Annotated in this window: 22 protein-coding genes; 7 read left to right on the top strand and 15 right to left on the bottom strand. The window is 72.8% G+C overall.

Going from position 1 to position 22075, the window contains the following annotated elements; all coding sequences use genetic code 11:
• Nucleotides 1-4: 4 nt before the first annotated feature.
• From ISU07_RS11620 to ISU07_RS11610, 3 genes are all read right to left on the bottom strand, one after another.
• Nucleotides 5-1459 carry an APC family permease gene (locus ISU07_RS11620; RefSeq protein WP_194706968.1) on the bottom strand — a complete coding sequence of 485 codons (1455 nt, stop codon included), beginning with the start codon at nt 1457-1459 and terminating at the stop codon, nt 5-7.
• An 84-nt stretch (nt 1460-1543) separates the two neighbouring features.
• Nucleotides 1544-2956, bottom strand: coding sequence for a glycosyltransferase family 39 protein (locus tag ISU07_RS11615; RefSeq protein WP_194706967.1), 1413 nt, complete (start codon nt 2954-2956; stop codon nt 1544-1546).
• A 10-nt stretch (nt 2957-2966) separates the two neighbouring features.
• A complete protein-coding gene (locus ISU07_RS11610; RefSeq protein ID WP_194706966.1) occupies nt 2967-3995 on the bottom strand; it encodes a 6-phosphofructokinase in 1029 nt (342 codons plus the stop codon).
• Nucleotides 3996-4223: 228 nt separating this feature from the next.
• Between ISU07_RS11610 and ISU07_RS11605 the strand changes: the two genes are divergently transcribed.
• Nucleotides 4224-4562: a hypothetical protein gene (locus ISU07_RS11605; protein WP_194706965.1), complete on the top strand. Its 339-nt coding sequence runs from the start codon at nt 4224-4226 to the stop codon at nt 4560-4562.
• On the opposite strand, the gene ISU07_RS11600 is transcribed toward ISU07_RS11605, so the two are convergent.
• Both ISU07_RS11600 and ISU07_RS11595 read right to left on the bottom strand, forming a co-directional pair.
• Nucleotides 4555-5814: an MFS transporter gene (locus ISU07_RS11600; RefSeq protein WP_323742561.1), complete on the bottom strand. Its 1260-nt coding sequence runs from the start codon at nt 5812-5814 to the stop codon at nt 4555-4557. The two genes, ISU07_RS11605 and ISU07_RS11600, sit on opposite strands and share 8 nt — an antisense overlap.
• Before the next feature lie 129 nt (nt 5815-5943).
• Nucleotides 5944-7323, bottom strand: coding sequence for a hypothetical protein (locus ISU07_RS11595; protein ID WP_194706963.1), 1380 nt, complete (start codon nt 7321-7323; stop codon nt 5944-5946).
• Between the two features lie 84 nt (nt 7324-7407).
• Here ISU07_RS11595 and ISU07_RS11590 point away from each other — a divergent pair, with 84 nt between their 5' ends.
• The 3 genes from ISU07_RS11590 to ISU07_RS11580 all read left to right on the top strand — a co-directional run bounded on the left by ISU07_RS11590 (nt 7408) and on the right by ISU07_RS11580 (nt 10644).
• Entirely contained in the window at nt 7408-8241 is an 834-nt protein-coding gene (locus tag ISU07_RS11590; protein WP_194706962.1) for a DUF1028 domain-containing protein, read from the top strand.
• Nucleotides 8238-9707: a glycerol kinase GlpK gene (glpK, locus tag ISU07_RS11585; protein WP_194706961.1), complete on the top strand. Its 1470-nt coding sequence runs from the start codon at nt 8238-8240 to the stop codon at nt 9705-9707. The genes ISU07_RS11590 and glpK overlap by 4 nt, the downstream gene beginning before the upstream one ends.
• A gap of 118 nt (nt 9708-9825) precedes the next feature.
• Nucleotides 9826-10644 carry an acyltransferase family protein gene (locus ISU07_RS11580; RefSeq protein ID WP_194706960.1) on the top strand — a complete coding sequence of 273 codons (819 nt, stop codon included), beginning with the start codon at nt 9826-9828 and terminating at the stop codon, nt 10642-10644.
• A gap of 284 nt (nt 10645-10928) precedes the next feature.
• On the opposite strand, the gene ISU07_RS11575 is transcribed toward ISU07_RS11580, so the two are convergent.
• The 4 genes from ISU07_RS11575 to ISU07_RS11560 are packed head-to-tail and all read right to left on the bottom strand — an operon-like array spanning nt 10929 to nt 13875.
• Complete coding sequence (locus ISU07_RS11575; protein ID WP_323742560.1) at nt 10929-11822, bottom strand: hypothetical protein; 894 nt, start codon at nt 11820-11822, stop codon at nt 10929-10931.
• Nucleotides 11819-12676, bottom strand: a complete 858-nt coding sequence (locus ISU07_RS11570; RefSeq protein ID WP_194706959.1) for an arylamine N-acetyltransferase family protein — start codon at nt 12674-12676, stop codon at nt 11819-11821. Before ISU07_RS11570 ends, ISU07_RS11575 begins: the two co-directional genes overlap by 4 nt.
• On the bottom strand, nt 12663-13337 hold the full coding sequence (locus ISU07_RS11565; RefSeq protein ID WP_194706958.1) for a response regulator: 675 nt from the start codon (nt 13335-13337) through the stop codon (nt 12663-12665). Before ISU07_RS11565 ends, ISU07_RS11570 begins: the two co-directional genes overlap by 14 nt.
• A 10-nt stretch (nt 13338-13347) precedes the next feature.
• Entirely contained in the window at nt 13348-13875 is a 528-nt protein-coding gene (locus ISU07_RS11560; RefSeq protein ID WP_194706957.1) for a flavin reductase family protein, read from the bottom strand.
• 116 nt (nt 13876-13991) lie between these two features.
• Between ISU07_RS11560 and ISU07_RS11555 the strand changes: the two genes are divergently transcribed.
• Nucleotides 13992-15338 (top strand): hypothetical protein, encoded by a 1347-nt coding sequence (locus ISU07_RS11555; RefSeq protein ID WP_194706956.1) that lies wholly within the window; start codon nt 13992-13994, stop codon nt 15336-15338.
• Here the strand turns inward: ISU07_RS11555 and macS are convergent.
• A complete protein-coding gene (gene macS / locus ISU07_RS11550; RefSeq protein WP_267238926.1) occupies nt 15299-16381 on the bottom strand; it encodes a MacS family sensor histidine kinase in 1083 nt (360 codons plus the stop codon). The genes ISU07_RS11555 and macS overlap by 40 nt on opposite strands.
• A gap of 62 nt (nt 16382-16443) precedes the next feature.
• The gene (locus ISU07_RS11545; RefSeq protein WP_194706955.1) at nt 16444-17193 is read right to left on the bottom strand and encodes a lysophospholipid acyltransferase family protein; all 750 of its coding nucleotides are present in this window, start codon (nt 17191-17193) and stop codon (nt 16444-16446) included.
• Nucleotides 17194-17268: 75 nt separating this feature from the next.
• Here ISU07_RS11545 and ISU07_RS11540 point away from each other — a divergent pair, with 75 nt between their 5' ends.
• Together ISU07_RS11540 and ISU07_RS11535 are read left to right on the top strand one after the other, a co-directional pair.
• Nucleotides 17269-18060, top strand: coding sequence for an alpha/beta hydrolase (locus ISU07_RS11540; protein WP_194706954.1), 792 nt, complete (start codon nt 17269-17271; stop codon nt 18058-18060).
• Between the two features lie 4 nt (nt 18061-18064).
• Entirely contained in the window at nt 18065-18472 is a 408-nt protein-coding gene (locus tag ISU07_RS11535) for a hypothetical protein (protein ID WP_194706953.1), read from the top strand.
• Between the two features lie 111 nt (nt 18473-18583).
• On the opposite strand, the gene ISU07_RS11530 is transcribed toward ISU07_RS11535, so the two are convergent.
• The 4 genes from ISU07_RS11530 to ISU07_RS11515 are packed head-to-tail and all read right to left on the bottom strand — an operon-like array spanning nt 18584 to nt 22074.
• Nucleotides 18584-19522: an ROK family protein gene (locus ISU07_RS11530; RefSeq protein WP_194706952.1), complete on the bottom strand. Its 939-nt coding sequence runs from the start codon at nt 19520-19522 to the stop codon at nt 18584-18586.
• A 7-nt stretch (nt 19523-19529) separates the two neighbouring features.
• The gene (locus tag ISU07_RS11525) at nt 19530-20474 is read right to left on the bottom strand and encodes an ROK family glucokinase (RefSeq protein ID WP_194706951.1); all 945 of its coding nucleotides are present in this window, start codon (nt 20472-20474) and stop codon (nt 19530-19532) included.
• Nucleotides 20471-20881 carry a hypothetical protein gene (locus ISU07_RS11520; protein ID WP_194706950.1) on the bottom strand — a complete coding sequence of 137 codons (411 nt, stop codon included), beginning with the start codon at nt 20879-20881 and terminating at the stop codon, nt 20471-20473. Before ISU07_RS11520 ends, ISU07_RS11525 begins: the two co-directional genes overlap by 4 nt.
• Nucleotides 20878-22074, bottom strand: coding sequence for an ArsA family ATPase (locus tag ISU07_RS11515; protein ID WP_194706949.1), 1197 nt, complete (start codon nt 22072-22074; stop codon nt 20878-20880). The genes ISU07_RS11520 and ISU07_RS11515 overlap by 4 nt, the downstream gene beginning before the upstream one ends.
• Nucleotide 22075: the final 1 nt, after the last annotated feature.

Raw genomic sequence — 22075 nt, 5'->3', positions numbered from 1 at the left:
TGGGCTACTCGTCCAGGTGCTCGATGTCGCGGAAGCCCGTCTTCTTCGCCCGGGCTCCGCGGTTGACCATCCACGTGACCGCCCACAGCACGATGCCGACCAGCATCAGCCCGCCCGCGATCTGGTAGATGAGGACCGGGCGGTCGACCCAAGGCCCGACCAGGAACGCGCACAGGACCGCGGCGATCGCGGGGGTGATGCCGGGCGAGCGGAACCGGCTCCGGTGCTCGGTGTCGCGGCGCAGGACCAGGCAGGCGATGTTCACGACCGTGAACACGCAGAGCAGCAGCAACGAGGTCACGCTCGAGAGGTTGAGCACGATCTCGTCCTCGGCCCGCGAGGCGACGTACACGATCAGGCACAGCGCGAGGGCCGTGCTGAAGATGATGCCCATGTACGGCGCGCGGCGGTGGGGCGAGACCTTGCCCAGGCTGCGCGGCAGGACGTCCTGGTGGGCCAGGCCGTAGAGCAGCCGGCTGGCCATCAGCATGTTGATCAGCGCGGTGTTGGCGACCGCGAAGACCGCCAGGAACGGGAAGATCCGGTCGATCGGGATGTCCGGGGCGCCGACCTTGACCACCTCGAGGAGGACGCCACCCTCGGGTGCCTCCCCCATCTGGTCGGAGGTCAGGATCGCCACGCAGGACACGGCGACGAGCATGTAGATGATCACCGCGATGCCCAGGCCGGTGAGCATGGTCCGGGGGAAGATCCGCTCGGGCTCCTGGGTCTCCTCGACCATGTTCACCGAGTCCTCGAAGCCCACCATCGCGAAGAACGCGATGGACGTGGCCGCGGTGACGGCGAGGAACAGGCCCTTCTCGCCGGAGTCCTCGAACGTCGTGACGCGGCTGAAGTCCGCGTCGCCCTGGGCCATCGCGAAGAAGCCGACGCCGATCACGATCGCCAGCGCGGTGATCTCGACGAGGGTGAGCACGACGTTGAACTTCACCGACTCGCCCACGCCGCGCAGGTTGACCAGCGCGAGCACGATCATGAACGCCAGGGCGATGGCGGTGTTCACGCCGGTGCTGGCCTCCGACCCGATCCAGTCGTTGACGAGCAGGCCGCCGGTGAAGTTCTGGGCGAGCACGTTCGAGGAGGTCGACGCGCTGGCGATGCCCGAGCAGATCACCGCGAACGCCACCAGGAACGTGACGAAGTGGATGCCGAACGCCTTGTGCGTGTAGAGCGCGGCGCCGGCGGCCTGGGGGTACTTCGTGACCAGCTCGAGGTACGAGAGGGCGGTCAGCGTGGCGACCACGAAGGCCACCAGGAACGGCAGCCAGGCGATGCCCCCGACCACGCCGACCAGCTGGCCGGTCACGGCGTAGACGCCGGCTCCGAGGATGTCCCCGACCACGAAGAGCAACAGGAGCTTCGGCCCCATCACCCGCTTGAGGTCCGGTTCCGGGCCGTTGACGTCCCGTTCGGGTGTGGCGGTCTGCGTCGTGCTCATGCGCGGCTCCCTGGTTCCGAGTGACAGGTGGCCACATCGTGACCCAGATCCGGGTGGGGTGCCACCCACCACCCCAGGCGCCCCTCAGTCGAGGTGCCGCACGTCCGCCCAGATCGCCGACCACGACCGCAGCGGACCGCGACACACGGCGACCGGCTGGCCCTGCTCCTCGTTGTCGACGTCGTGCCCGTTGTCGAGCCGGTCGACCACCTCGCAGGAGGTGAACCACGACCGCAGCAGGGCCACCTGCCCGCCGACCACGACGACGACGTCGGTGCCGTCCGGGGGCCGGCCGAGGTCGGCCAGGCTGTTGTGACCCGAGTACACCGCGGGCAGCCCCTCACCGAGCCGGACGAGGGCGCCGGCCTCGCCGTAGTTGCTCGCCAGCACCACTGCCCCGGCGCGCTCGTCCGCCGGCAGCGCGGCGTACGCCGCCTCGACCTGGTCGACGTACTCGGGCCAGCCGACGGAGTCGGCCGCCAGCAGGTTGATGCCCGGCACGGGCGTGCTGCCGAGGACCGACAGCGGGAGCAGCGGCAGCGAGATCACCGCGGAGACGGCCGTGTTGAGCGCCAGCCAGGGCCAGGCGAGCCGGACCCCGGCGGCGCAGCCGGCCGCGAACAGCACCACGAGCAGGAACGTCGGGTAGTGCGGCTGGCTCCCGCCCACGAACGTGAACAGCACGACGACGGCGAACGCCGGCACCAGGAACCGCACCGGCCGCCACTCCGGGCGCCGCCACAGCTCCACGATCCCGCGCACCCACACCCAGACGAGCGGCGGCCCGAGCACGATCAGCAGGAACACCCACATGAACCACCGCACCTCGCCCGCGTTGTGCTCGCTCAGAGCGGCGCCCATCCGCAGCTGCGGGAGGTCGTGGGTGGACTGGTAGACGAGGTTGGGCAGCGTCACCAGGACCGCGAGGAGGCCACCGCCGAGCACGTGCGGCGACCGCAGCCGCGAGCGGGGACCGGCGACGAGCAGCCCCACGACGATGCCGACCAGGAGCACGGCGACCAGCAGCTTCACGTACGCCGCCAGGCCGGCCACCACCCCGGCGACCAGCCACAGCCGCGGCCGGTCGCGCAGCTCGGCCCGCACCACCAGCCAGCAGACCAGCGGCCAGGTCACCAGCTCCGGGGTCGAGGTCAGCAGCACGTGGCCGAAGTTCAGGCAGGCCGCGGTGCCGGCGTACGCGACGGCGGCGAACACCTGCGCGCGCCGGTCGCCGCCGAGCTCGCGGACCAGCAGGCCGAGCACGACCACGGAGGCGGCGGCGCACAGCGTCGCCGGGACGCGCAGCAGCACGACGCTCGCGCCGAGCGCGTGGGCGACCAGCGGGACGAGCGGCGGCTGGTCGACGTACCCCCAGGCGGGCGGGAGCATGGCGAAGTACAGCTCGTCGCGCTCCCAGCCGTAGAACGGCGAGCACGCGGTGAGCACCACCGCGACGACGCCGGCGACCAGCCAGACGCCGCGCGCGAATGGTGCCATGCGGGACTGTCTAGCCGAAGAAGACCTCGGCCTCCGCATATTCGGCGGGGCTCACCAGCTTGAGCTCGCCGGTGCCCTCGATGAGCTTCACCCGCTCGATATTCTTGCCGCGCAGCGCGACCATCACGCCGAAGTCGCCGTCGGCGACCGCGTCGATCGCGTGCAGCCCGAAGCGGGTGGCCAGCCAGCGGTCGAACGCCGTCGGCGTGCCGCCGCGCTGGATGTGGCCCAGCACCACGGCGCGGGACTCGGCGCCGGTGCGCTGCTCGATCTCGGCGGCCAGCCGGTCGCCGATGCCGCCGAGGCGGACGTGCCCGAATGAGTCGAGCTCCTGGGACACCAACGTCATGTCGCCGCCCTCGGCCGGGACGGCACCCTCGGCGACCACGATGATCGGGGCGTACTGCGTCTCGAAGCGCCTCTTGACGTGCTCGCAGACCGCGTCGATGTCGAAGGGCTGCTCGGGAATGAGCACGGTGCTGGCGCCGCCGGCGATGCCGGAGTGCAGCGCGATCCAGCCGGCGTGCCGGCCCATCACCTCCACCACGAGCACCCGGTGGTGCGACTCGGCGGTGGTGTGCAGCCGGTCGATGGCCTCGGTGGCGATGTTGACCGCGGTGTCGAAGCCGAAGGTGAAGTCGGTGCCGGACAGGTCGTTGTCGATCGTCTTGGGCACCCCGACGACGTTCACGCCCAGGTCGGCCAGCTGGGTGGCCACCCCCAGGGTGTCCTCGCCGCCGATCGCGACCAGGGCGCCGACGCCCTCGGCCGCCAGGTTGTCCTTGATGCGCTCCACGCCGCCGTCGATCTTGAACGGGTTGGTGCGGCTGGAGCCCAGGATGGTGCCGCCGCGCGGCAGGATCCCGCGGCACTGCTTGATGCCGAGGTTCATGGTCAGGCCCTCGAGCGGGCCCTTCCAGCCGTCGCGGTAGCCGACGAAGTCGAAGCCGTGCACGGTCACGCCCTTGCGGACCACGGCGCGGATGACGGCGTTGAGGCCGGGACAGTCCCCGCCTCCGGTGAGCACTCCGACCTTCATGTGAGGCCATCTCTCCTTGATTGGATCGTTCCAGGGGCCTGTCGAGCCTAGAGCAGTCACCGGTGCCCTGCCAGGTGTCCCGGCGGGTGGACCGGGGACGCGGCCGGCGGCATGGGGGGCGGAGCCGGTCTGGACCGATCCCGTCGAAATGCCCCGCGATCACCACCGATCTGGCAGTCTTGCGGCGTGGATCCGGGGGGATCCGCTTGGGGATGATCTGGGGGGATCATGTCACTCGTCTGCGCCGTACCGTCGTTCACCGACCTCACGGCCGTCACCGGCCAGGACGTCATCGTCATCGGGTCGGGTCACTCGGCCACCCGGCTGCGCCTGGACCAGGTGCTGCCCGACCGCCGCGGCGGCAAGGTCTTCTTCCGCGCCCTGCTCAGCGGCGCGGAGGGCACGGACGTGCGCAACGGCACGCACCTGAGCCGGGTGGGCGACTACCTCGTCCGTCTCCGGCTCAACCGGATGGAGTCCGAGGACGGCACCCCGCAGTACGAGGCGCACGCCCAGGCCGACCTCGACCAGTTCGAGGGCCAGTTCGACCTGGTCGGCGCTAGGTAGCGACCTCGGCCCGGTTGGTGACCACGCGGTCCGCGTGGTCCAGCCGCCGTCGCATCGGTACCGTCGCCGCGGCCCCGGCGAGCGCGATCGCGGCCATGCCCAGCCACGCCGGCCCGGTGCCGCGGTCGAGCAGCCAGGCGTACAGCAGCGGGGCGACGCCGGTGGCGACGTTCCAGGAGAGCTGGTACGTCGCGAGGTACCGGCCCCTCAGCGCGGCCGGCGGTGACTCCGCGGCCAGGGTCGCGAGCACCGGTCCGGAGATCAGCTCGCCGAGCGTGTAGACCACGGCGCCCGCGAGCACGACGGCGACGGCCGCCACGACGCCGAGGCGTTCGGCGGCGAGCAGGACCACGAACGACGCGGCCGAGCACAGCAGCCCGAGCGCCACGATCCGCGACCGGAGGGCGCCGGTCATCCGCACGACGACCAGTCCCTGGCCGACGCCGATCATGAGCGTGTTGATGACGAACACGGTCGCGGACACCCACCCGGGCAGCCCGAGCATCTCCACGACGTACACCGGGATCGCCACGTTGAGCGCGGCCGACGCCATCGCGTAGGTGAAGTTGGTCCCGACCAGCCACGCGTACCCGCGGTCGCGCAGGACCGTGCTCCACCCGCCGACGACCTCGGACGGGTGCGCGTGCGGCGCGCGCTCGGGCTCGTGTGCGGCGACGCCGGCGAGGAGCACGAAGGAGAGCAGGTACGACGCGGCGTTCAGCAGCGCGACCGCGTAGTAGAGCCACAGCGCGTCGACGGTGAGAGCGGCGCCGGCCACCACGCCGCCCACGGCGAACCCGGCGTTGCGCATCGCGCCGAGGAAGCCGAACCACTTCTCCCGCTCCCCCGGCGGCGAGATGAGCGTGACCATGGGCGAGTACGAGCCCCAGAACGCCGTCCGCCCGATCACCGACGCGCTGACGACGAGCGCGACCGACCAGACGTGGTCGGCGAACGGGTACAGGACGAAGCTCGCGCCCTGCAGCAGGTTGCCCGCCTGGAGCACCGTCTTGGAGCCGAACCGGTCGACCTGCTGACCCACCAGCACGGCGGCCGGAAGGGAGAGCAGCGACGACAGCGAGAGCGCGAGCCCGACCTGGACGAGCGACAGGTGCGTGGTCGCCAGGAAGAAGATCATCGACACCGGCATCCAGATCCCGGACCCGACCGCGTCGATGCCGATCGCCGTCACGAAGCGGCGGTGGTGACCCACCTGCGGGAACCCCAACCCGGACGCCAACCTGTTCAGCACGCTGCCATCGTGCAACCTCGAGTCCGGTCGAGGGCAACCGCTTTGCCGCGGGCCGACGGCACGGTGCCGGTGGCACGGACGGTGACCCTGCCCGTCGCACCGCACCCGGACCCGGTCGCCCAGCCCTCGTCAGGCCGGTGGCGTCGGCGCCGAGGTCAGCCGGAGGTCGATGGTGCCGGTGCCCGTGCCGGGCGCCACGAGCACGGTGTCCCCGCAGCAGAAGGCGTCCGACCAGCCGTTGAGGTCCGGCATGGTGCCGATCTCCCCGAACGTCGCGAGGATCGTGCACCCCTCCGACGTGTCCCCCTCACACGGGTAGGTCAGCGGTCCGGCGTAGGCCAGCCACGGGTCGGAGAGCGTGACGTTCTCCGCGGTCAGGGTCTGGTAGCCCTCCAGGTTCCCTCCCTCGAACGAGGCGACGGCCCAGCGGCCGTCCGGCCGGGCGGCCACCCGGAGCGGTGGGCCGTCGATCTGCAGCTCACCCACGTCCACGAGGCTGTCGACCTCGACCTGCCGGGGAGGGAATGCGCGGGTCCGCGGGAACGAGACGACGCGGTACCGGCCGGTGTACGGAAGGCGATGGACGCCGCGGTTCTCCCAGCCCGTGAACGCCGGCGCCACGAACCCGCTGCGGGGGCCGGTCAGGACGAAGCGCTGCCCGAACGAGTCCTCCGCACCGGGAAAGGCGAGGTGGTCCCTCTGGTCGCCAGGTGCGTGGATGCGAACGAGCCGGCCGGCCCGGCCGTGGAAGGAGACGGTCGAGACCGTCCCGAAGCGCGTGGTGCCCGCCGGAGGGGCGTCGACCGCCGTCGACGCGGGCCGGGCCCGCCGGACCGCCACCCGGCCCGACTGGCCGTGCCGGACGTACACGACGACCCCGTTGCGTGCGGCCAGGCTCTGCGCCAGGGGTGCTCCTCCCCAACGCCACCCGAGGACGCCGAACCCCGCACCCATGACCACGCTGTGCCCGAGGTCGCTGCCACCCTTGCCCTTCGCCACGACGGCGGCCAGGTCGGGACCGGTGACCCCGAGGAACTCGTCGCGCGGGGTGAGGACCCGGAATGCGCGGACGAACCCGCGGCGGTCGCGCACGACCGCGGAGTGGCCGGGACGGAGCGTCTGCACCTGGAGGAGCTCCAGCAGGTACTGCCCCGGTCCCCCGTCGTAGCGGAGGGTGAACCAGCCCGAGGACGGCAGTCTCAGGAAGCCGGCGGGGTCGATGGCGACGCGCGTCGGCGTCTCCCGGTCGTCGAGGAGCTTCAGCTGACGTGAGTTGATGAGCGGGTCGACGTGCACGCCACCCAGGGTCACCCGGTCCCCCTCGCGACCCTGGAAGCGCAGGAAGAGCACCTGGTTGCTGCCGACGGCCACCGGCTTCCCGCCGTAGGTCCGGACGACGTGCTTGTCCGCCGTTCCGTCCCCGCCACCACCGGCCCGCGCGGCGGGACCGGGGGCGAGGACGCCCGTGACCAGGGCGGCGGACGCCACCAGAACCCACGCTCGACGCATGACGACCCCCTCGCTCCTGTGGAGGGTACGACGCCGCGAGCGGCCGCGCAGTCCGTTCCGGGCGAGCCGCACTAGGGTCGCGCCATGACGTTCTCGATCGTGGCCCGCTCCGCCGACGGGGAGTCGTGGGGCGTGGCCGTGGCCTCCAAGTTCCTGGCGGTCGGGTCGGCCGTCCCCGCGGCCGTGGCCGGTGTCGGCGCGATCGCGACCCAGGCCGACGCCAACGTCGCGTACAAGGGGCAGGCGCTCGCGCACCTCGACGACGGGGCCACCGCGTCGGTCGCCCTGCAGCGGTTGCTGGAGGAGGACCCGGGCCGCGACGCGCGCCAGGTCGGGCTGGTCGACGTGGACGGCGGAGCGGCCAGCCACACGGGGCCGGCGTGCATGGAGTGGGCCGGGTCGGTGACCGGGGACGGGTACGCCATCCAGGGCAACATCCTGGCCGGCGAGGAGGTCGTGCAGGCCATGGAGGCGGCCTGGCAGAACAGCGACGACGACGCTCCCCTGGCCCGCCGGCTGCTGGCGGCGCTGACCGCCGGCGACGACGCGGGAGGCGACAAGCGCGGGCGGCAGTCGGCCGCACTGCTCGTCGTGCGCGAGGGAGCTGGGTACGGCGGCGGCGACGACATCGCCGTCGACCTCCGCGTCGACGACCACGTCGACCCGGTCACCGAGCTCGCGCGGCTGCTGGACCTCAACGACCTGTACCTGACCGCCTCGACCGAGGAGGAGAAGGTCTGGCTCACCGACGAGCAGAAGCGCGAGGTCGACGAGAAGGTCACGGCGCTCGGCTTCCCCGACCTCAACGCGTGGGTCGGCACCGAGAACTACGAGATGCGCGCCGACCCCGACGGTGAGTGGCTGGACGAGCGGATCCTCGAGATCCTGCGTGACAGCGGGTCGTCGGAGGCCTCATGAGCATCCTGGCCATCGACGCCGGCACGACCGGCGTCACCGCACTGGTCGTCGACGAGGCGGGGTCGGTGGTGGCCAAGGGCTACCAGGAGTTCGCGCAGCACTTCCCCCAGGCGGGCTGGGTCGAGCACGCGCCGGAGGAGATCTGGCAGGCGACGCTCGAGGCGGTCCGGGCGGTCCTCGGCCGCGTCGACGCCTCGCAGCTGCGCGGCGTCGGCATCACCAACCAGCGCGAGACCGTGGTGCTCTGGGACCGGGAGACGCTGGGCTCGCCGCGACGCGCGATCGTCTGGCAGGACCGCCGTACCGCCGCCATCTGCGACCGCCTGCGCGCCGACGGCCACGAGGCGCGGGTCGCCGAGCTGACCGGGCTGCGGCTCGACCCGTACTTCTCCGGCACGAAGCTCGTGTGGCTGAAGGAGAACGAGCCGCACACCTGGGCACTCGTGGAGTCGGGGCGGTACGCCGTCGGGACGGTCGACTCGTACCTGATCGCGCGCATGACGCGAGGTACGTGGCACGTCACCGACGTCTCCAACGCCTCGCGCACCCTGCTGTTCGACCTGGCGGCGGGTTCGTGGTCCGACGAGCTCTGCGGCCTGTTCGGCGTACCTCGCGACGCCCTGCCCGACCTGGTGCCCAACTGGGGCGAGGTCGGCTCGACCGAGCCGTCGGTGTTCTGCGACCTGTCGCTGCCGATCGCGGGCATCGCCGGCGACCAGCAGTCGGCACTGTTCGGGCAGACCTGCTTCGACCCGGGCGACGCCAAGTGCACCTACGGCACCGGCTCCTTCATCCTCACCAACACCGGCACCTCCCTGGAGCGCTCCGACGCGGGACTGCTGTCGACGGCCGCGTGGCGGTCGCCGTCCGGCGAGCTGACGTACGCGCTCGAGGGCGCGATCTTCGTGACCGGCGCCGCGGTGCAGTGGCTGCGCGACGGCCTGCAGATCGTCGGCTCCGCGGCCGAGACCGCTGCGGTCGCCGCGACGGTCCCCGACTCCGACGGCGTGGTGTTCGTGCCCGCCCTCACCGGCCTCGGCGCCCCGCACTGGGACCCGCACGCCCGCGGCACGATCCTCGGCATCACCCGCGGGACGACGCGCGCCCACGTCGTCCGCGCCACGCTCGAGGCCATCGCCTTCGAGGTACGCGACGTGCTGGAGACCATGCCGTCCGACTCGACTCCGCTGCGTGTCGACGGCGGCGCGGCCGCCAACGACCTGCTCTGCCAGATCCAGGCCGATCAGCTCGGTCGCGTCGTCCAGCGTCCCCGCATCGTGGAGACGACCGGCCTCGGCGCCGCCTTCCTCGCCGGCCTCGGCGTCGGCGTCTGGGACTCCACCGACGACCTCCGCGAGACCTGGCAGCTCGACCGGTCCTTCGACCCCGCCGCCGACCGCACCGCCGCCGACGCCGCTCACGCCCTCTGGCTCAAGGCGGTCGAGCGGGCGAAGTCCTGGGCCTGAGGACGAGGCGGTCTATCCAGGCCGTCATTCGTTCGGACAGTTCTTGGCGATTCGCACCCCAGACAGGGGCGTCCAGCCCTACCGTCCCCGCATGCGCGGAGGGTCTCGAGGGAGTCGCGTGCCTGCCCTGGACGGCGTACGCGGCATCGCGATCCTGCTGGTCATGCTCGGCCACCTCATCGCCACGCGGTGGACCGACTGGATCTCCACCTCCGGGGTCACCCTCTTCTTCATCCTGTCCGGCTACCTGATCACGGGCCGCCTCCAGGCCGGGCAGCCGCTCGGGACGTTCTTCCGCAACCGGGCCCGTCGCCTCCTCCCGGCGCTCGCGATGATGCTCGCGGTCACGGCACCGTGGTTCCTGGTCCGTGGTCAGGCGACGTGGTGGCAGCTCCTCGAACCCGTGCTGTACGTGCGGGACATCACCGTCGCGCACTTCGGGGCGCCCTGGTCGCCGTGGACGCACACCTGGTCCCTCGGGGTCGAGGAGCAGTTCTACCTGCTGTGGCCCTTCGCCCTCCTCGCCTGGCGGCAACCGCGACGGGGCGTCGTGCTCGTCGGCTCCCTCTCGTTCGTGGCCATGCTCCTGGCGTTCGCCGCCGGCAACGTGTCCCTGGCCCTCTGCTCGCCGTTCACGCAGGCGTGGGCCCTGTGCCTGGGCAGCGCGCTCGCCCTCTACGGCTGGTCGCCGCGGTGGCCGGCCTGGACGTCCGCCGCCTGGCTGCGGTGGTGCGGCATCCGGTCCTACTCCATGTACCTCTGGCACTTCCCGCTGATGGTCGTGCTGGAAGGCTGGATGCCCGACCGGGTCGGGTTCCTGCTGGCGTCCTTCCTCAGCGCCGGCATCGCGGCGCTGTCCTGGAAGTACGTCGAGGCGCCCTTGCTCTCGCGGGGGACGGTGGTCCGCACCCCGGCCAGGACCCCGGTGACCGTCTGACGGAGCTCCCCGGCCCGGGCCGAGCCAACCGACACTCACGCGCCGCTCCTCGCGCGCAGGCGGCCGGGCGGTGGGCCCGTGCCGGTCTGACCCGGACAAACCGACCCTCACTCACCGCCCCTCAGCGCGAGCCCTGGCGGCGGTGAGCCTGACACCCTTCTCGCCGGTCGAACGGTGCCTGGCTCACCGGCGCCCGGCGGTCCGGCGCAGCCGCGGTGAGCCAGTGCCGGTCTGATCCGGACAAACCGACCCTCACGCACCGCCGGTCGCGGAGACCGCCCGAGCTACGACTGCTTCCTCAACCGCCCCACCGCGGACTCAGCTTGCTCGCGCGCCTGCTCGGCCTTCCGCAACTCGGTCCGGGCCTCGGTACGGGCCTCCTCGGCCTCGTCGAGCTCCTCGTCGACCTCCTCGGCGGACTCCTCGAGCTCGACGAGCCGGCGCTTGAGCTCGTCGATCTCGGCCTGGAGCTGCATGGTGCGGGCCTCGAGCTCGGTGACGGCACCGTCGGCCTCGTCGTACGTCGCGCGCGCGGCCTCCTCGGCCGAGGACGCGGCCTCGAGGGCGGCCTCGGCGGCGGCGAGCTTCTTGGCGTCGGCATCGGGGTCGGGGACGACCTTCAGATCGGGTCGGCCCGAGGGCGCGGCCGGCGCCGAGGTCGCCGAGAACCCCAACGCCGCCGGCAGCGCGACCGCCGCGCCGGCCGTCGACTCGCCGACGCCGGTGGCGGCCATCGCGGCGACGAGCAGGCCGCTGCGCAGGGCCTTGGCGCAGTCGGGGTCGAGCATCGCGGCGGTCAGCGAGTCCTCGACCTGGTCGGCGACGGACTGGGTGACCTTGACGCCGAGCGAGGAGGCCACGCCCCGGGCTCGCGCGGTCACGGCGTTCGTCAGTTGACGGCGCTGCTTGGTCAGCTCGCGCATCTCCTTGCCGTCCAGGGAGGTCGCCGCGTCGCGCAGGGCGGCGCCGACGGCGAGCACCTGGTCGACCTGCTCGGTCTCGTGGCGGACCAGCATGTTCACGACCCAGGCCGCCAGGGACGGCTTCTTCAGCGCCTTCACCGGCCCGGCCAGCTCGGTGCCCTTGAGCTCCTTGGCCTTCGCGTCGCGCGCGGGCGTGAAGTCGTTCATCGGCAGCCCGTACAGCTCGTCGGCGATGTCCAGCAGGTCGTCGCTCACGACCGCGACTCCATGAACGCCCGATGGCCGGTCAGCTGCCGGTCGAACAGCCCGCGCAGCTCCTCGTCCGCGATCCCCGTCAACGACAGGCCGCAACCGTCCGCGACGGCCGAACGCCAGTCGTCGTACGTCGTCAGCTCGGTCTCCGACTGGCCGTCGGGCGTGATCGTGTGGGCCAGGCAGCCGCGGACGACGTCGATCTCGGAGGCCCGTCGTCGCTGGACCACCAGCACGCGGGCGAACCGGCCGTCCGGCGGGGTCGACAGCCGCTCGTGGCACTGCTCCACGTCGACGGCGGACGGACCGGGTGAGGTCTCGACCCCGGCGAACGAGCCGTGCTCGTCGGCGACGAACGACCAGCCGTCCTCGCGCACCTCGGTCAACGCGTAGGAGAACCCGCCCTGCTCGTACTCGCCCGCGACCAGCGGCAGCGGCTCCGCGATCGCGTCGCCGAGCCCGACGTCCGGCCACCACTCCCCGGTCGGGTTGTCCGTCGTCGGCAGCCCCGACACCACGAGCACGAGGTGGTTGAGCTCGCCGCTCCACCGGTCGTCGGGGCCGGAGTACACGTGCCCGGCGCGGCGCGTCACGGCGTACCCGAGCTCGACCAGGGCCGTCTCGAGGGCGCCGTTCTGGTGGAAGCAGTACCCCGCCCGGCCGACCTGGCTCACCCGCGCCAGCGAGTCCAGCGGGTCCACGGAAGGTGGGCGGCCGAGCAGGATCTCGAGGTTCTCGTAGGGCACCGCCGCGAGGTGCCGGCGGTGCAGCTCGCCGAGCTCCTCGACGGAGACGCCGGGCCGCTCGTCGTACCCGAGGAAGGCGAGGTACGCCGCCACCAGCTCACTCGTCGTCATCGTCGAGCCCCTGCTCGATGGCGTACCGCGTGAGCTCGACGCGGTTGTGCATCTGCAGCTTGCGCAGCGTGTTCTGCACGTGGTTCTGGACGGTGCGGTGCGAGAGCACCAGCCGGTCGGCGATGGCCTTGTACGACATCCCCTTGGCCACCATCTTGAGGATCTCGGTCTCGCGCTCGGTCAGCTCGGGCACCATCGGGTCGCGGGTGGCCGGCTCCGAGAGGCGGCGGAACTCCCCCAGCACCAGGCCGGCGAGGCCGGGCGTGAACACGGTGTCCCCGGCCGCCACGCGCCGCACCGCGTCGACCAGCTCGCCGCTGTGCGCGGACTTCATCAGGTACCCCGTCGCCCCGGCCTTCACGGCTTCGAGGACGTCGTCCTGCTCGCCGGACGCCGACAGGATCAGCACCCGCGCCGACGGGTCCTGCTCGAGGACGCGCGAGGTCACCTCGACGCCGTTGGGCCCCGGGATCTGCAGGTCGAGCACCACGACCTGCGGGCGGGCCGCCGGGAACCGCGCCAGCGCCTGGTCCCCGTCGGCGGCCACCGCGACGACCTCGAACCCCGCGGCCGCCAGGTCGCGCTCGACCGCGTCGCGCCACATCGGGTGGTCGTCGACGACCATCACCCGCGTGCGCGGCTCGGCCGTGGGCTCCGTCATGGCGGGCACCCTAGTCGGGCGAGCCGTCGAGCGGCCTGAGGTAGCGCCCTCGCCGATGGATCAGCGGATCGTCCTCCCCGACGGTGACCTCCTCGACCACGGCCGTGACGAGCGAGGACCAGCCGACGGGCGTGGCGGACTCCAGCTGTACGCCGGCCCACGTGGCCACCCGGGTCAACCGCGGCCCCCATGGGCTGCTCGTGAACTCGGCCTGCCGGAAGGGCCCACCCGGCGCCGGTGCCGTCCCGGCGAAGGCGTCGGCCAGGTCGCGGTCGTCCCACGTGAGCACGGCGACCACGGCCCGGCCGGTCGCCTCCAGGACGTCGGCGAACGCGCTGTCCGGGTCGACCAGCGCCAGCAGCCGGGCCGGCTCGCCGTTGGCGACCAGTACCGAGGTGACGGTCAGCCCCGCCCACTCGAAGACGTCCTCGCCCTCCCCGGCGGTCCACAAGGTGACCGCCCCGCCCAGGCGACCGCGCAGCCGGCGTACCGGGTCGGCCTCGGGGTCCCGGAACGGGTGCGAGGAGTGGATGGTCACCACCCGAGGCTAGGGCTCGCAGTGGTCTGATCCACCCAGGGGAGGGGGTGACGTACCCCCTCCCCGCCTCGCATGATGGCGACGTCGTTGGGGGACGACAGTGCCGGGGGGCTGGTATGACGCAGTGGCAACGCGGTCGCGTGGCGTTGCTCGCTGCCCTGGTCGGTCTCGGCGCGTTCGTCGCGTTCGCCCTGAGCGCGTCTCACACCAAGGTGAGCGTCGACGTGATGGCGGCCGACTACTCCGCCTGGACGATCACCCGCACCGGCTCACCCAGGATCGACTCAGGTGACCTGTACGCCGGCTATCCGCTGCGCCACCAGTTCGTCCGGGAGACGTCGAGCGGCCACGAGGTCGTCGGCCGCTCGCCCGGGGTCGTCGCGGCCGCGCTGCCGGCGTACCGGGCCTTCCACCCCGGCGCCATGACCGTCGTGCCGGGTGCCCTGACCGCCGCCGCGCTCACGGCCCTGGCGCTGACGCTGTTCTTCCTCCTGCTCGCCCGCGACCTCGCCCGCCAGACGGCGGTGTTCGCCAGCCTGGCGCTGGGTTTCAGCACGCCGGTCTGGAGCGTGGCGGCCAACGGCATGTGGCCGCACACGCTCACCGTGCTCGGGATCCTCGGCCTGGCGTGGGCGGCGCGCAGGGAGCGGTGGTGGCTCGCCGGAGCCTTCGGAGGCGTCGTGCTGTGGGGACGTCTGCACGCGGTGCTGATCGTGGTCGTCGTGGCCGTGCTCGTCGCGCTGTGGCGCCGAGACGTCCGGGTGCTCACCCGCCTCGCAGTGCCGTCCGTGGCGGCCCTCGTGGCGATGTGCGGCTGGAACGCCTGGGTCTACGGCTCCTGGAGCCCGACCGCGGCGTACCAGACCTCGCAGTTCTCGCGGTACGCCCTCGAGCACGGGCTCAGCGTCGTCAACCAGCTGGGCTTCTGGGTCTCCCCGGACCGGGGCCTGCTGGCCTGGACGCCGGCGCTCGTCGTCCTCGCCCCTGCGGTGGTCCGCTCGTGGCGCGACCTGCCGGACTGGTCACGGGCGCTCGTGTGGGGCGGCCTCGCGTACACCGTCATGCAGGGGGTGCTGGACGGCTTCACGGGCGGGGCCGGCTTCTACGGCTACCGCCTCGGCCTGGAGATGCTCGCGTGCCTGGCGCCGGCCGTCGCCCTGTCCCTGGCGCGGACCCGACCACTGGAACGCCGCGTGCTCGGGCCGGTGCTGGGCATCCAGTTCTTCGCGATCGCGACCGGCTCGGTCGTCGAGCGCTTCTACCTCTCCGCGCCTCGCGCCTGGACGGACAACGCCTTCGCCCACGTGATCAGCGAGGCCGGCCTCGTCGGCTACGCCCTGGTGGCGTTGGCCGCCGCGATCGGCGTGTTCGCGGGCCATCTGTGGGCCCGCCGCTCCACGCCGATGCCGACGCCCACGCCGGTTCAGGCGCGCGGGACCGTCAGCTCCCACTCCGTACCGTAGCTGCCTGTCGTCAGCTCGGCGTGACCGCCGAGGTCCTTGATGCGACCTCGGATGGACTCGGTCACGCCGAGGCGGCCGTCGGCGGCCGCCGCGTCGAGCCGGCCGGCGGGGATGCCGGGCCCCTCGTCGCGCACCGAGACCACGACCCGCTCGGGGAACGCCTCGAGCAGCACCCACGACCTGGCGCTGCGGCCGACGTGCACCAGGGTGTTGGAGATGCACGCCGACACCGCGGCCACCACCTCGTCCACGACGTCGGCCTTCATCGGTACGGCGACACCGGGCAGCGACACCGTCACGTTGCCGTGCTCCTCGAACCGCGCCAGCTCGACCGCCAGGTCGACGGAGTCGCCGAGCTGGGGTGGCGTCATCGAGTCCTGCGCCCGGATCAGCCCACGCAGCCGGGTCTCCTGCTCGCCGGCGAGCCGGCCGAGCTCCGCCGCCTCACCTCCCAGCTCGGCACCCCGCCGCTGCACGAGGGCGAGCACCTGGAGGACGCCGTCGTGCACGGCACGGGCCAGCCGGGCCCGCTCGGCCTGGGCGGCCGCCGTGCGCTCGACGGCCGCGACGGCCATCCCCGACCGCTGCAGCGAGTCGGCGACGTACCCGACCAGCGGACCGCCGATCATGAGCAGGAACAGGTTGCCGTAGTTGCTCTGGGTGATGTGGTCGCGGGAGGCCACGTCGGCGCAGACCAGCACCAGGGCGGCGACGAGGCCGCCGACCACCCGCCACTGGATCGACCACACCAGCATCGCGCCCATCACCCAGAAGCCGCCGACGGTCGCGTTGAAGTCGGCGCCCTTGAGCCACGGCGAGACCACCAGCCCCGCCACCGCGAAGGCCAGGTCCACGACGAGCAGGAGCGGCGTACGTCGACGCGGCTCGGCGTACGCCCACAGCGCGAACACCGTCCAGGCCACCAGCACCACGACCACGACCACGGCCGCGGTCGGGTGCTCGAAGGCGTCGCGCCGGTAGACGTTGAGGCCGATCATGTTGGCCAGCAACAGGGCCCGCAGCACGCCGAGGGCCTTCAGCAGGCGACCCCGGACCGCCCGCGCTGCCGGGTCGTCGTACGTCGCGAGCAGCCCGGCGGGACTTCTCAGGACGCCTTCTTCTGCTGCGGCTTCTGCTCCGCCCCGGCGACGGGCAGCTCGGTCGCATCCTTCTTGGCCTTCGCGGCCAGCTCCTTGGCCTTCGAGGCGTATTGGTCGACGTACTCCTGGCCGGAGAGCCGCATGATCTCGTACATGATCTCGTCGGTCACCGAGCGCAGGATGTAGCGGTCGTTCTCCATGCCCTCGTAGCGGCTGAAGTCGAGCGGCTTGCCGAACCGCACGAGCGGGCGGGTGAGGCGGCCGAAGGTCTTGCCGGGCGGCGCCACCACGTCGGTGCCGACGACGGCCACCGGGATGACGGGGACCTGGGTCTCCAGCGCGAGGCGGGCCACGCCGGTCTTGCCGCGGTAGAGCCGGCCGTCGTGCGAGCGGGTGCCCTCGGGGTAGATGCCGAAGAGGTCACCCTCCTCCAGGATCTTGCGGGCCGACGACAGCGCGCCCTCGGCGGCCGAGCCGGAAGCCCGGTCGATCGGCACCTGGCCGGATCCGGAGAAGAACAGCTTCTGGAACCAGCCCTTGATGCCCGGCGAGGTGAAGTACTCGGCCTTGGCCACGAAGGTGACCCGCCGCGGCAGCGTCAGCGGCATGAACATCCAGTCGGAGTACGACAGGTGGTTGCTGGCGAGGATCGCGGGACCGGTGTCCGGGACGTTCTCCGCGCCTTCGACGACGGGGCGGAAGATCAGTCGCAGGAAGGGACCGAGCGCGATCCACTTCAGGAACCAGTAGAACAACCGCCGCCTCCTCCCGTGAGCCCCCGGCCGGCCGACCACCAGGAAGCCTAGACCCGTTGGTGCACAATGCCGCCCATGGCGCCGTCCACCCCACTCCCCGAGATCGCTCGCGAGACGCTCTCCGCACCGGCCCGGCCCGAGCTGACCGGCGGTCGCCGGATCGGCGTGCTGCTGAGTCACGGCCTCACCGGCAACCCGACCTCGATGAACCCGTGGGGCCGGTACCTCGCCGACCAGGGGTACGCCGTCGAGGTGCCGCTGCTCCCGGGCCACGGCACCACGTGGGAGGACGCCAACAAGACGAGCTTCGCGGACTGGTACGGCGTCATCAACGCGACCTTCGACAGGCTGCGCGCCGACGTGGACGCCGTCGTCGTCGGCGGCCTGTCCATGGGCGGCGCGATCGCGCTCCGGCTGGCGGCCGACCGGGGCGACCAGGTCGCCGGCATCGTCGTCGTGAACCCGGCGCTCGCCAGCCGCCGCAAGGACCTGCTGGCACTGCCGCTGCTCAAGCACGCCGTGGGCGGTTTCCCCGCGATCGGCAACGACATCAAGAAGCCGGGCGGCAACGAGTACCCGTACCCCAAGACCCCGCTCAAGGCGCTCCACTCGTTCGTCCAGCAGTGGAAGCCGCTGATCGCCGATCTGCCCCGGATCACCCAGCCGCTGCTGGTCTTCCGGTCCGTCGACGACCACGTCGTCGACTCCTCCTCGGTGCCGATCATCACCCGCGAGGTGTCCAGCCGGGACGTGACCGAGCGACTGCTCGAGAACAGCTTCCACGTGGCCACCCTGGACAACGACGCACCGCTGATCTTCGAGGAGTCGGCGGCCTTCGTCGCGAGGGTCACCGCCGACGTACGGTAGTTCCGTGACGGGGCCCAGGGACACCCACGGCGAGGACGCCGCCTGGCGCGACATCGTGGACAACTACGGCGACCGGCCGCTCCTCGAGCCCGAGCCCACGCCGCCCGCGCCCCAGCCCGACGACCAGCCCGACGACCACCCCGAGCTCGCCACGGACGACCCGTGGCTCGAGGAGCGGTTCGTGCCGCCGCCCCCGCCGCCGCTCCCGCGCCTGCCGTTCGACCGGCTGCTGGCCTGGTCCGGCGTCTTCGTCTCGCCGCTCATCCTGCTGGTCGCCACCGTCCTCCAGCTCCACCTGCCGACGATGGTCGCCTGGCTGCTCGTCGGCGGCTTCCTCGGCGGCTTCGGCTACCTCGTCGCCCAGATGCCCCGCGGCCCACGAGACCCCTACGACGACGGAGCCGTGCTCTAGGGCTCGGTCGGCCACTCGGTGGTTGAGGTGCGAGGAGCGCCAGCGACGAGCCTCGAAACCACTGCTCGACGAGGGGTGGTTTCGAGGCTCGGCCGTGACCGGCCTCGCACCTCAACCACCGATCTGACGTGCCAGCAAGGCGGCACCCACCAGGCCGGCTTGGGGACCGAGTGCCGCCGGTACCAGGGGCGGGATGACGCGGTCGGCGGCGCCGACCAGCGAACGAGCCAGCGCGGCGCGGGCGGGGTCGAGGAGCAGGTTGCCCGCGGCGGAGACGCCTCCGCCGACGACGAGGAGGGCGGGGTCGAGGGAGGCCACCAGGTTGGCGAGCCCGACACCGAGCCAGTCGCCGACCGAGCGGAACGCCTCCAGCGCGACCGCATCCCCCTCGGCCGCGGCGGCGGTGACCATCGCGCCGGTCAGCGCGCGGGGGTCTGCGTCGGTGATGCGGGTGAGGACCGGCGACGCGCCCAGGCGGGCGCGGGCGTGCCGGACGAGGGCGTTGCCGCTGCAGTACTGCTCCCAGCACCCGCTCCGGCCGCACTGGCACGGCAGTCCGCCGGGCACGACCTGCTGGTGACCGAACTCCCCCGCCATCCCGCCGACCCCGCGCCAGAGCTGGTCCCCGAGCATCAGCGCGCCACCGATGCCGGTGCCCAGCGTGACCAGGACGGTCGAGGACGAGCCGCGCCCGGCGCCGTACTCCGCCTCGGCCAGCGCCGTGCAGTTCGCGTCGTTGTCCATGATCACCGGCACGCCCCACCGTTCCGACAGCACCGCGACCACGTCCTCGCCGTGCCACGGGAGGTGCGGCGCGAAGAGCACCCGGGTGCGGGTGGCGTCCACGAACCCGGCCGCCGCGAGGCCCACGGCCTGCAGGGGCTCGTCGCCCACCGCCTCCATGACCGCCTCGGTCAGGGCGTTCTCGACGAGGTGGGCGGGCACGCGGCGTCCCGGGGTGAAGCGCAGCGCCGTACGCCGCACCTCGCCGTCGGCGGTCACGGCACCGGCCAGCACCTTGGTGCCGCCGATGTCGACCCCGACGATCACGCCCGGGTCACCGGTGCCTGGCCAGGTCGGCCGCGCCGATCAGGCCGGCCCGGTTGCCGAGCACCGCCGGACGTACCTCGGCCAGCGGACGGTGGCCGCGCCCGGTGAGCTGGCGGGCGAACGCCGCGCGGATCGGGTCGAGCAGCAGGTCGCCGGCCGCGCTGACGCCGCCGCCGATCACCACCACGGCGGGGTCCAGCACGGCGGCCAGCGACGCGATGCCGTCGCCCAGCCAGGTGCCCAGGTTCGCCAGCTGCTCGACGCAGAACGGGTCGCCCGCCTCGGCGCACTCGGTCACCAGCGGGCCGGTGATCGCCGCAGGGTCCCCGCCGGCCCGGTCGAGGAGGGTGCGCGCGAACGGCGAGCCGGTGGTCGCGACCGCGCGCGCCTCACGGACCAGGGCGGACCCGCTTCCGTAGGACTCCAGGCAGCCCCGGTTGCCACACCCGCACAGGATCCCGTCGGGCACCACGCGCATGTGGCCGATCTCGCCGCCCACCCCGTATCCGCCCCGGAACAGCCGGCCGTCGTGCACGATGCCGCCGCCCACGCCGGTGCCGACCGTGACGAGGAGCAGGTCGTCGAACTCCTCGCCGGCGCCGTAGCGGAACTCGCCCCACGCCGCGGCGTTCGCGTCGTTCTCGACCACGAACGGCAGCGGCACCCGCTCCTCGAGCTCGCGGCGCAGGTCCAGGTCGCGCCATGCCAGGTTCGGCGCGAACATCACCACGGAGCGCCCCTTGTCGATGTACCCGGCCGCCCCGACGCCGACGGCCTCCACCGCGTGCCGGCCCGACAGCTCGACCACCAGGCGGGTGATGGCCTCCTCGATCGCGGCCACGTCGGTCGCCGGCGAGACGACCCGCAGCTCCTCGAGGACCTTGCCGTCCTCGTCGACGACGCCGCCCAGGATCTTCGTACCGCCCACGTCGACGCCGATGGTGAGGCTCATGCGTCCTCCTCCGGCCAGTCCTCCGACACGTCGATGTGCTCCACACCGGGGTCGCGCCCGTCGGCCGGCGAGCTCGAGAGGTACGTCGTCGCGGCCTGCGCCAGCGACGAGATCGCGCTGGCCAGGTGCTCGCGCACCTCGGGCGAGGCGGACCGCACGACCTGGATGCCGCGGCACAGCGGGCAGTAGCGGCAGTCCTCGCCGTTCGCGAGGTGCTCGTTCACGTCGTGGGTCAGGACACCCCAACCGTCACCCAGGCCGTCGACCCAGCCCGGTGTCCCGTGCTCGCGGGCCCAGTCGCCCATCGCGCCGAGCAGCTTGGCGGCCTCCTCGGCCACCGTGCCGACCGGCTCGTGACCGGGCTGGCTACCGGGCTCGTTGCCGGGCTCGTCGGGGGTCTCGGTCATCCTCCGACTCCCTCGCTGGTCCCTTCGCTGGCATCCACGAACCGCACCTGCAGCTCGCCGTCCTGCACCCGAGCGCCGGCAACCCGGTGCCGCGCCAGGCCGGCGGGCACCGTGAGGAGACGACGATACGACCCGACGGTGACGACCAGATCGTCGCCATGGCGGGCGAGATCGACCTCGGCCCGCGTGACGCCGGGAAGCGCGAGGTGGAGCACCGCGCCGCGCGGGTCGCGGGTCAGCCGGAGCGGCCCGTCGCCGTCCGGCACCGCGAGCGGGTCGGCGCCGCCGTACGCCTCCTCGGCCAGCGTCGTCAGGGCGCGTACGCCGACGGGCTCGGCGGGCCGGTACTCCGACCGCCACACGGGCAATCCCGCGAACGACTCGGCGACCTGCTCGAGCACCTCGTCCTGCGCCACGACCCAGCCGGCCCGCCAGTCGTCGGCGCCGCCGGCCGGGAAGAGCCGGTTGGCGACGACGCCGTCGACCCTGTAGCCGAAGAGGGAGAGCGTCGTGTAGGACCGTCGCGCCTCGGCCAGCACCACGGCCTCGGGGGTGAGCACCAGCCGGACCGTCGAGCCCGGGCCGGTGAGCAGGGTGCGCACCTCGGCGAGCTCGGCGTGCAGCCGCTCGACGGCGTCGAAGACCGAGTCGCCGGGCATCGGCACGCCGGCGGCCCGCGTGAGCACCGGGCGCAGCGCCTTGACCACCCGGCGCTCGACGGGGAGGACGCGCTGCATGTACCAGCCCAGCGCCTCCGGGAGCGCGAGCAGCCGCAGCGTCTCGGCGGTCGGCGCGCAGTCGACGACGACCACGTCCCAGCGACCGGACGCGGCGTGCAGCCTCAGCTCGAGGAGCGCGAGCACCTCCTCGGCGCCCGGCACGACGGTCAGCTCCTCGGCGGCGACCGGGTCCACTCCGGTGGCGTCGAGGACGGACAGCAGGTACCGCTGGATGGCTGCCCACGACTGCTCGAACCGCAGCTGGGCGTCGACCTGCTGCACCCAGAGGCGCTCGGCGACCTCCGTGGGCTCCCTGAGCGGACCGGTGATGCCGAAGGCGTCGCCCAGCGAGTGCGCGGCGTCGGTGGAGAGCACCAGGGTGCGCTCGCCGGCCGCGGCGGCGAGCGCCGCCGTACCGGCGGCCAGAGTGGACTTGCCGACGCCGCCCTTGCCGGTGAAGAGGAGGACCCTCACC

This window comes from Nocardioides islandensis (assembly GCF_015352455.1).
GTDB lineage: Bacteria > Actinomycetota > Actinomycetes > Propionibacteriales > Nocardioidaceae > Nocardioides > Nocardioides islandensis.
This window is presented reverse-complemented; position numbering and strand designations above follow the sequence as displayed.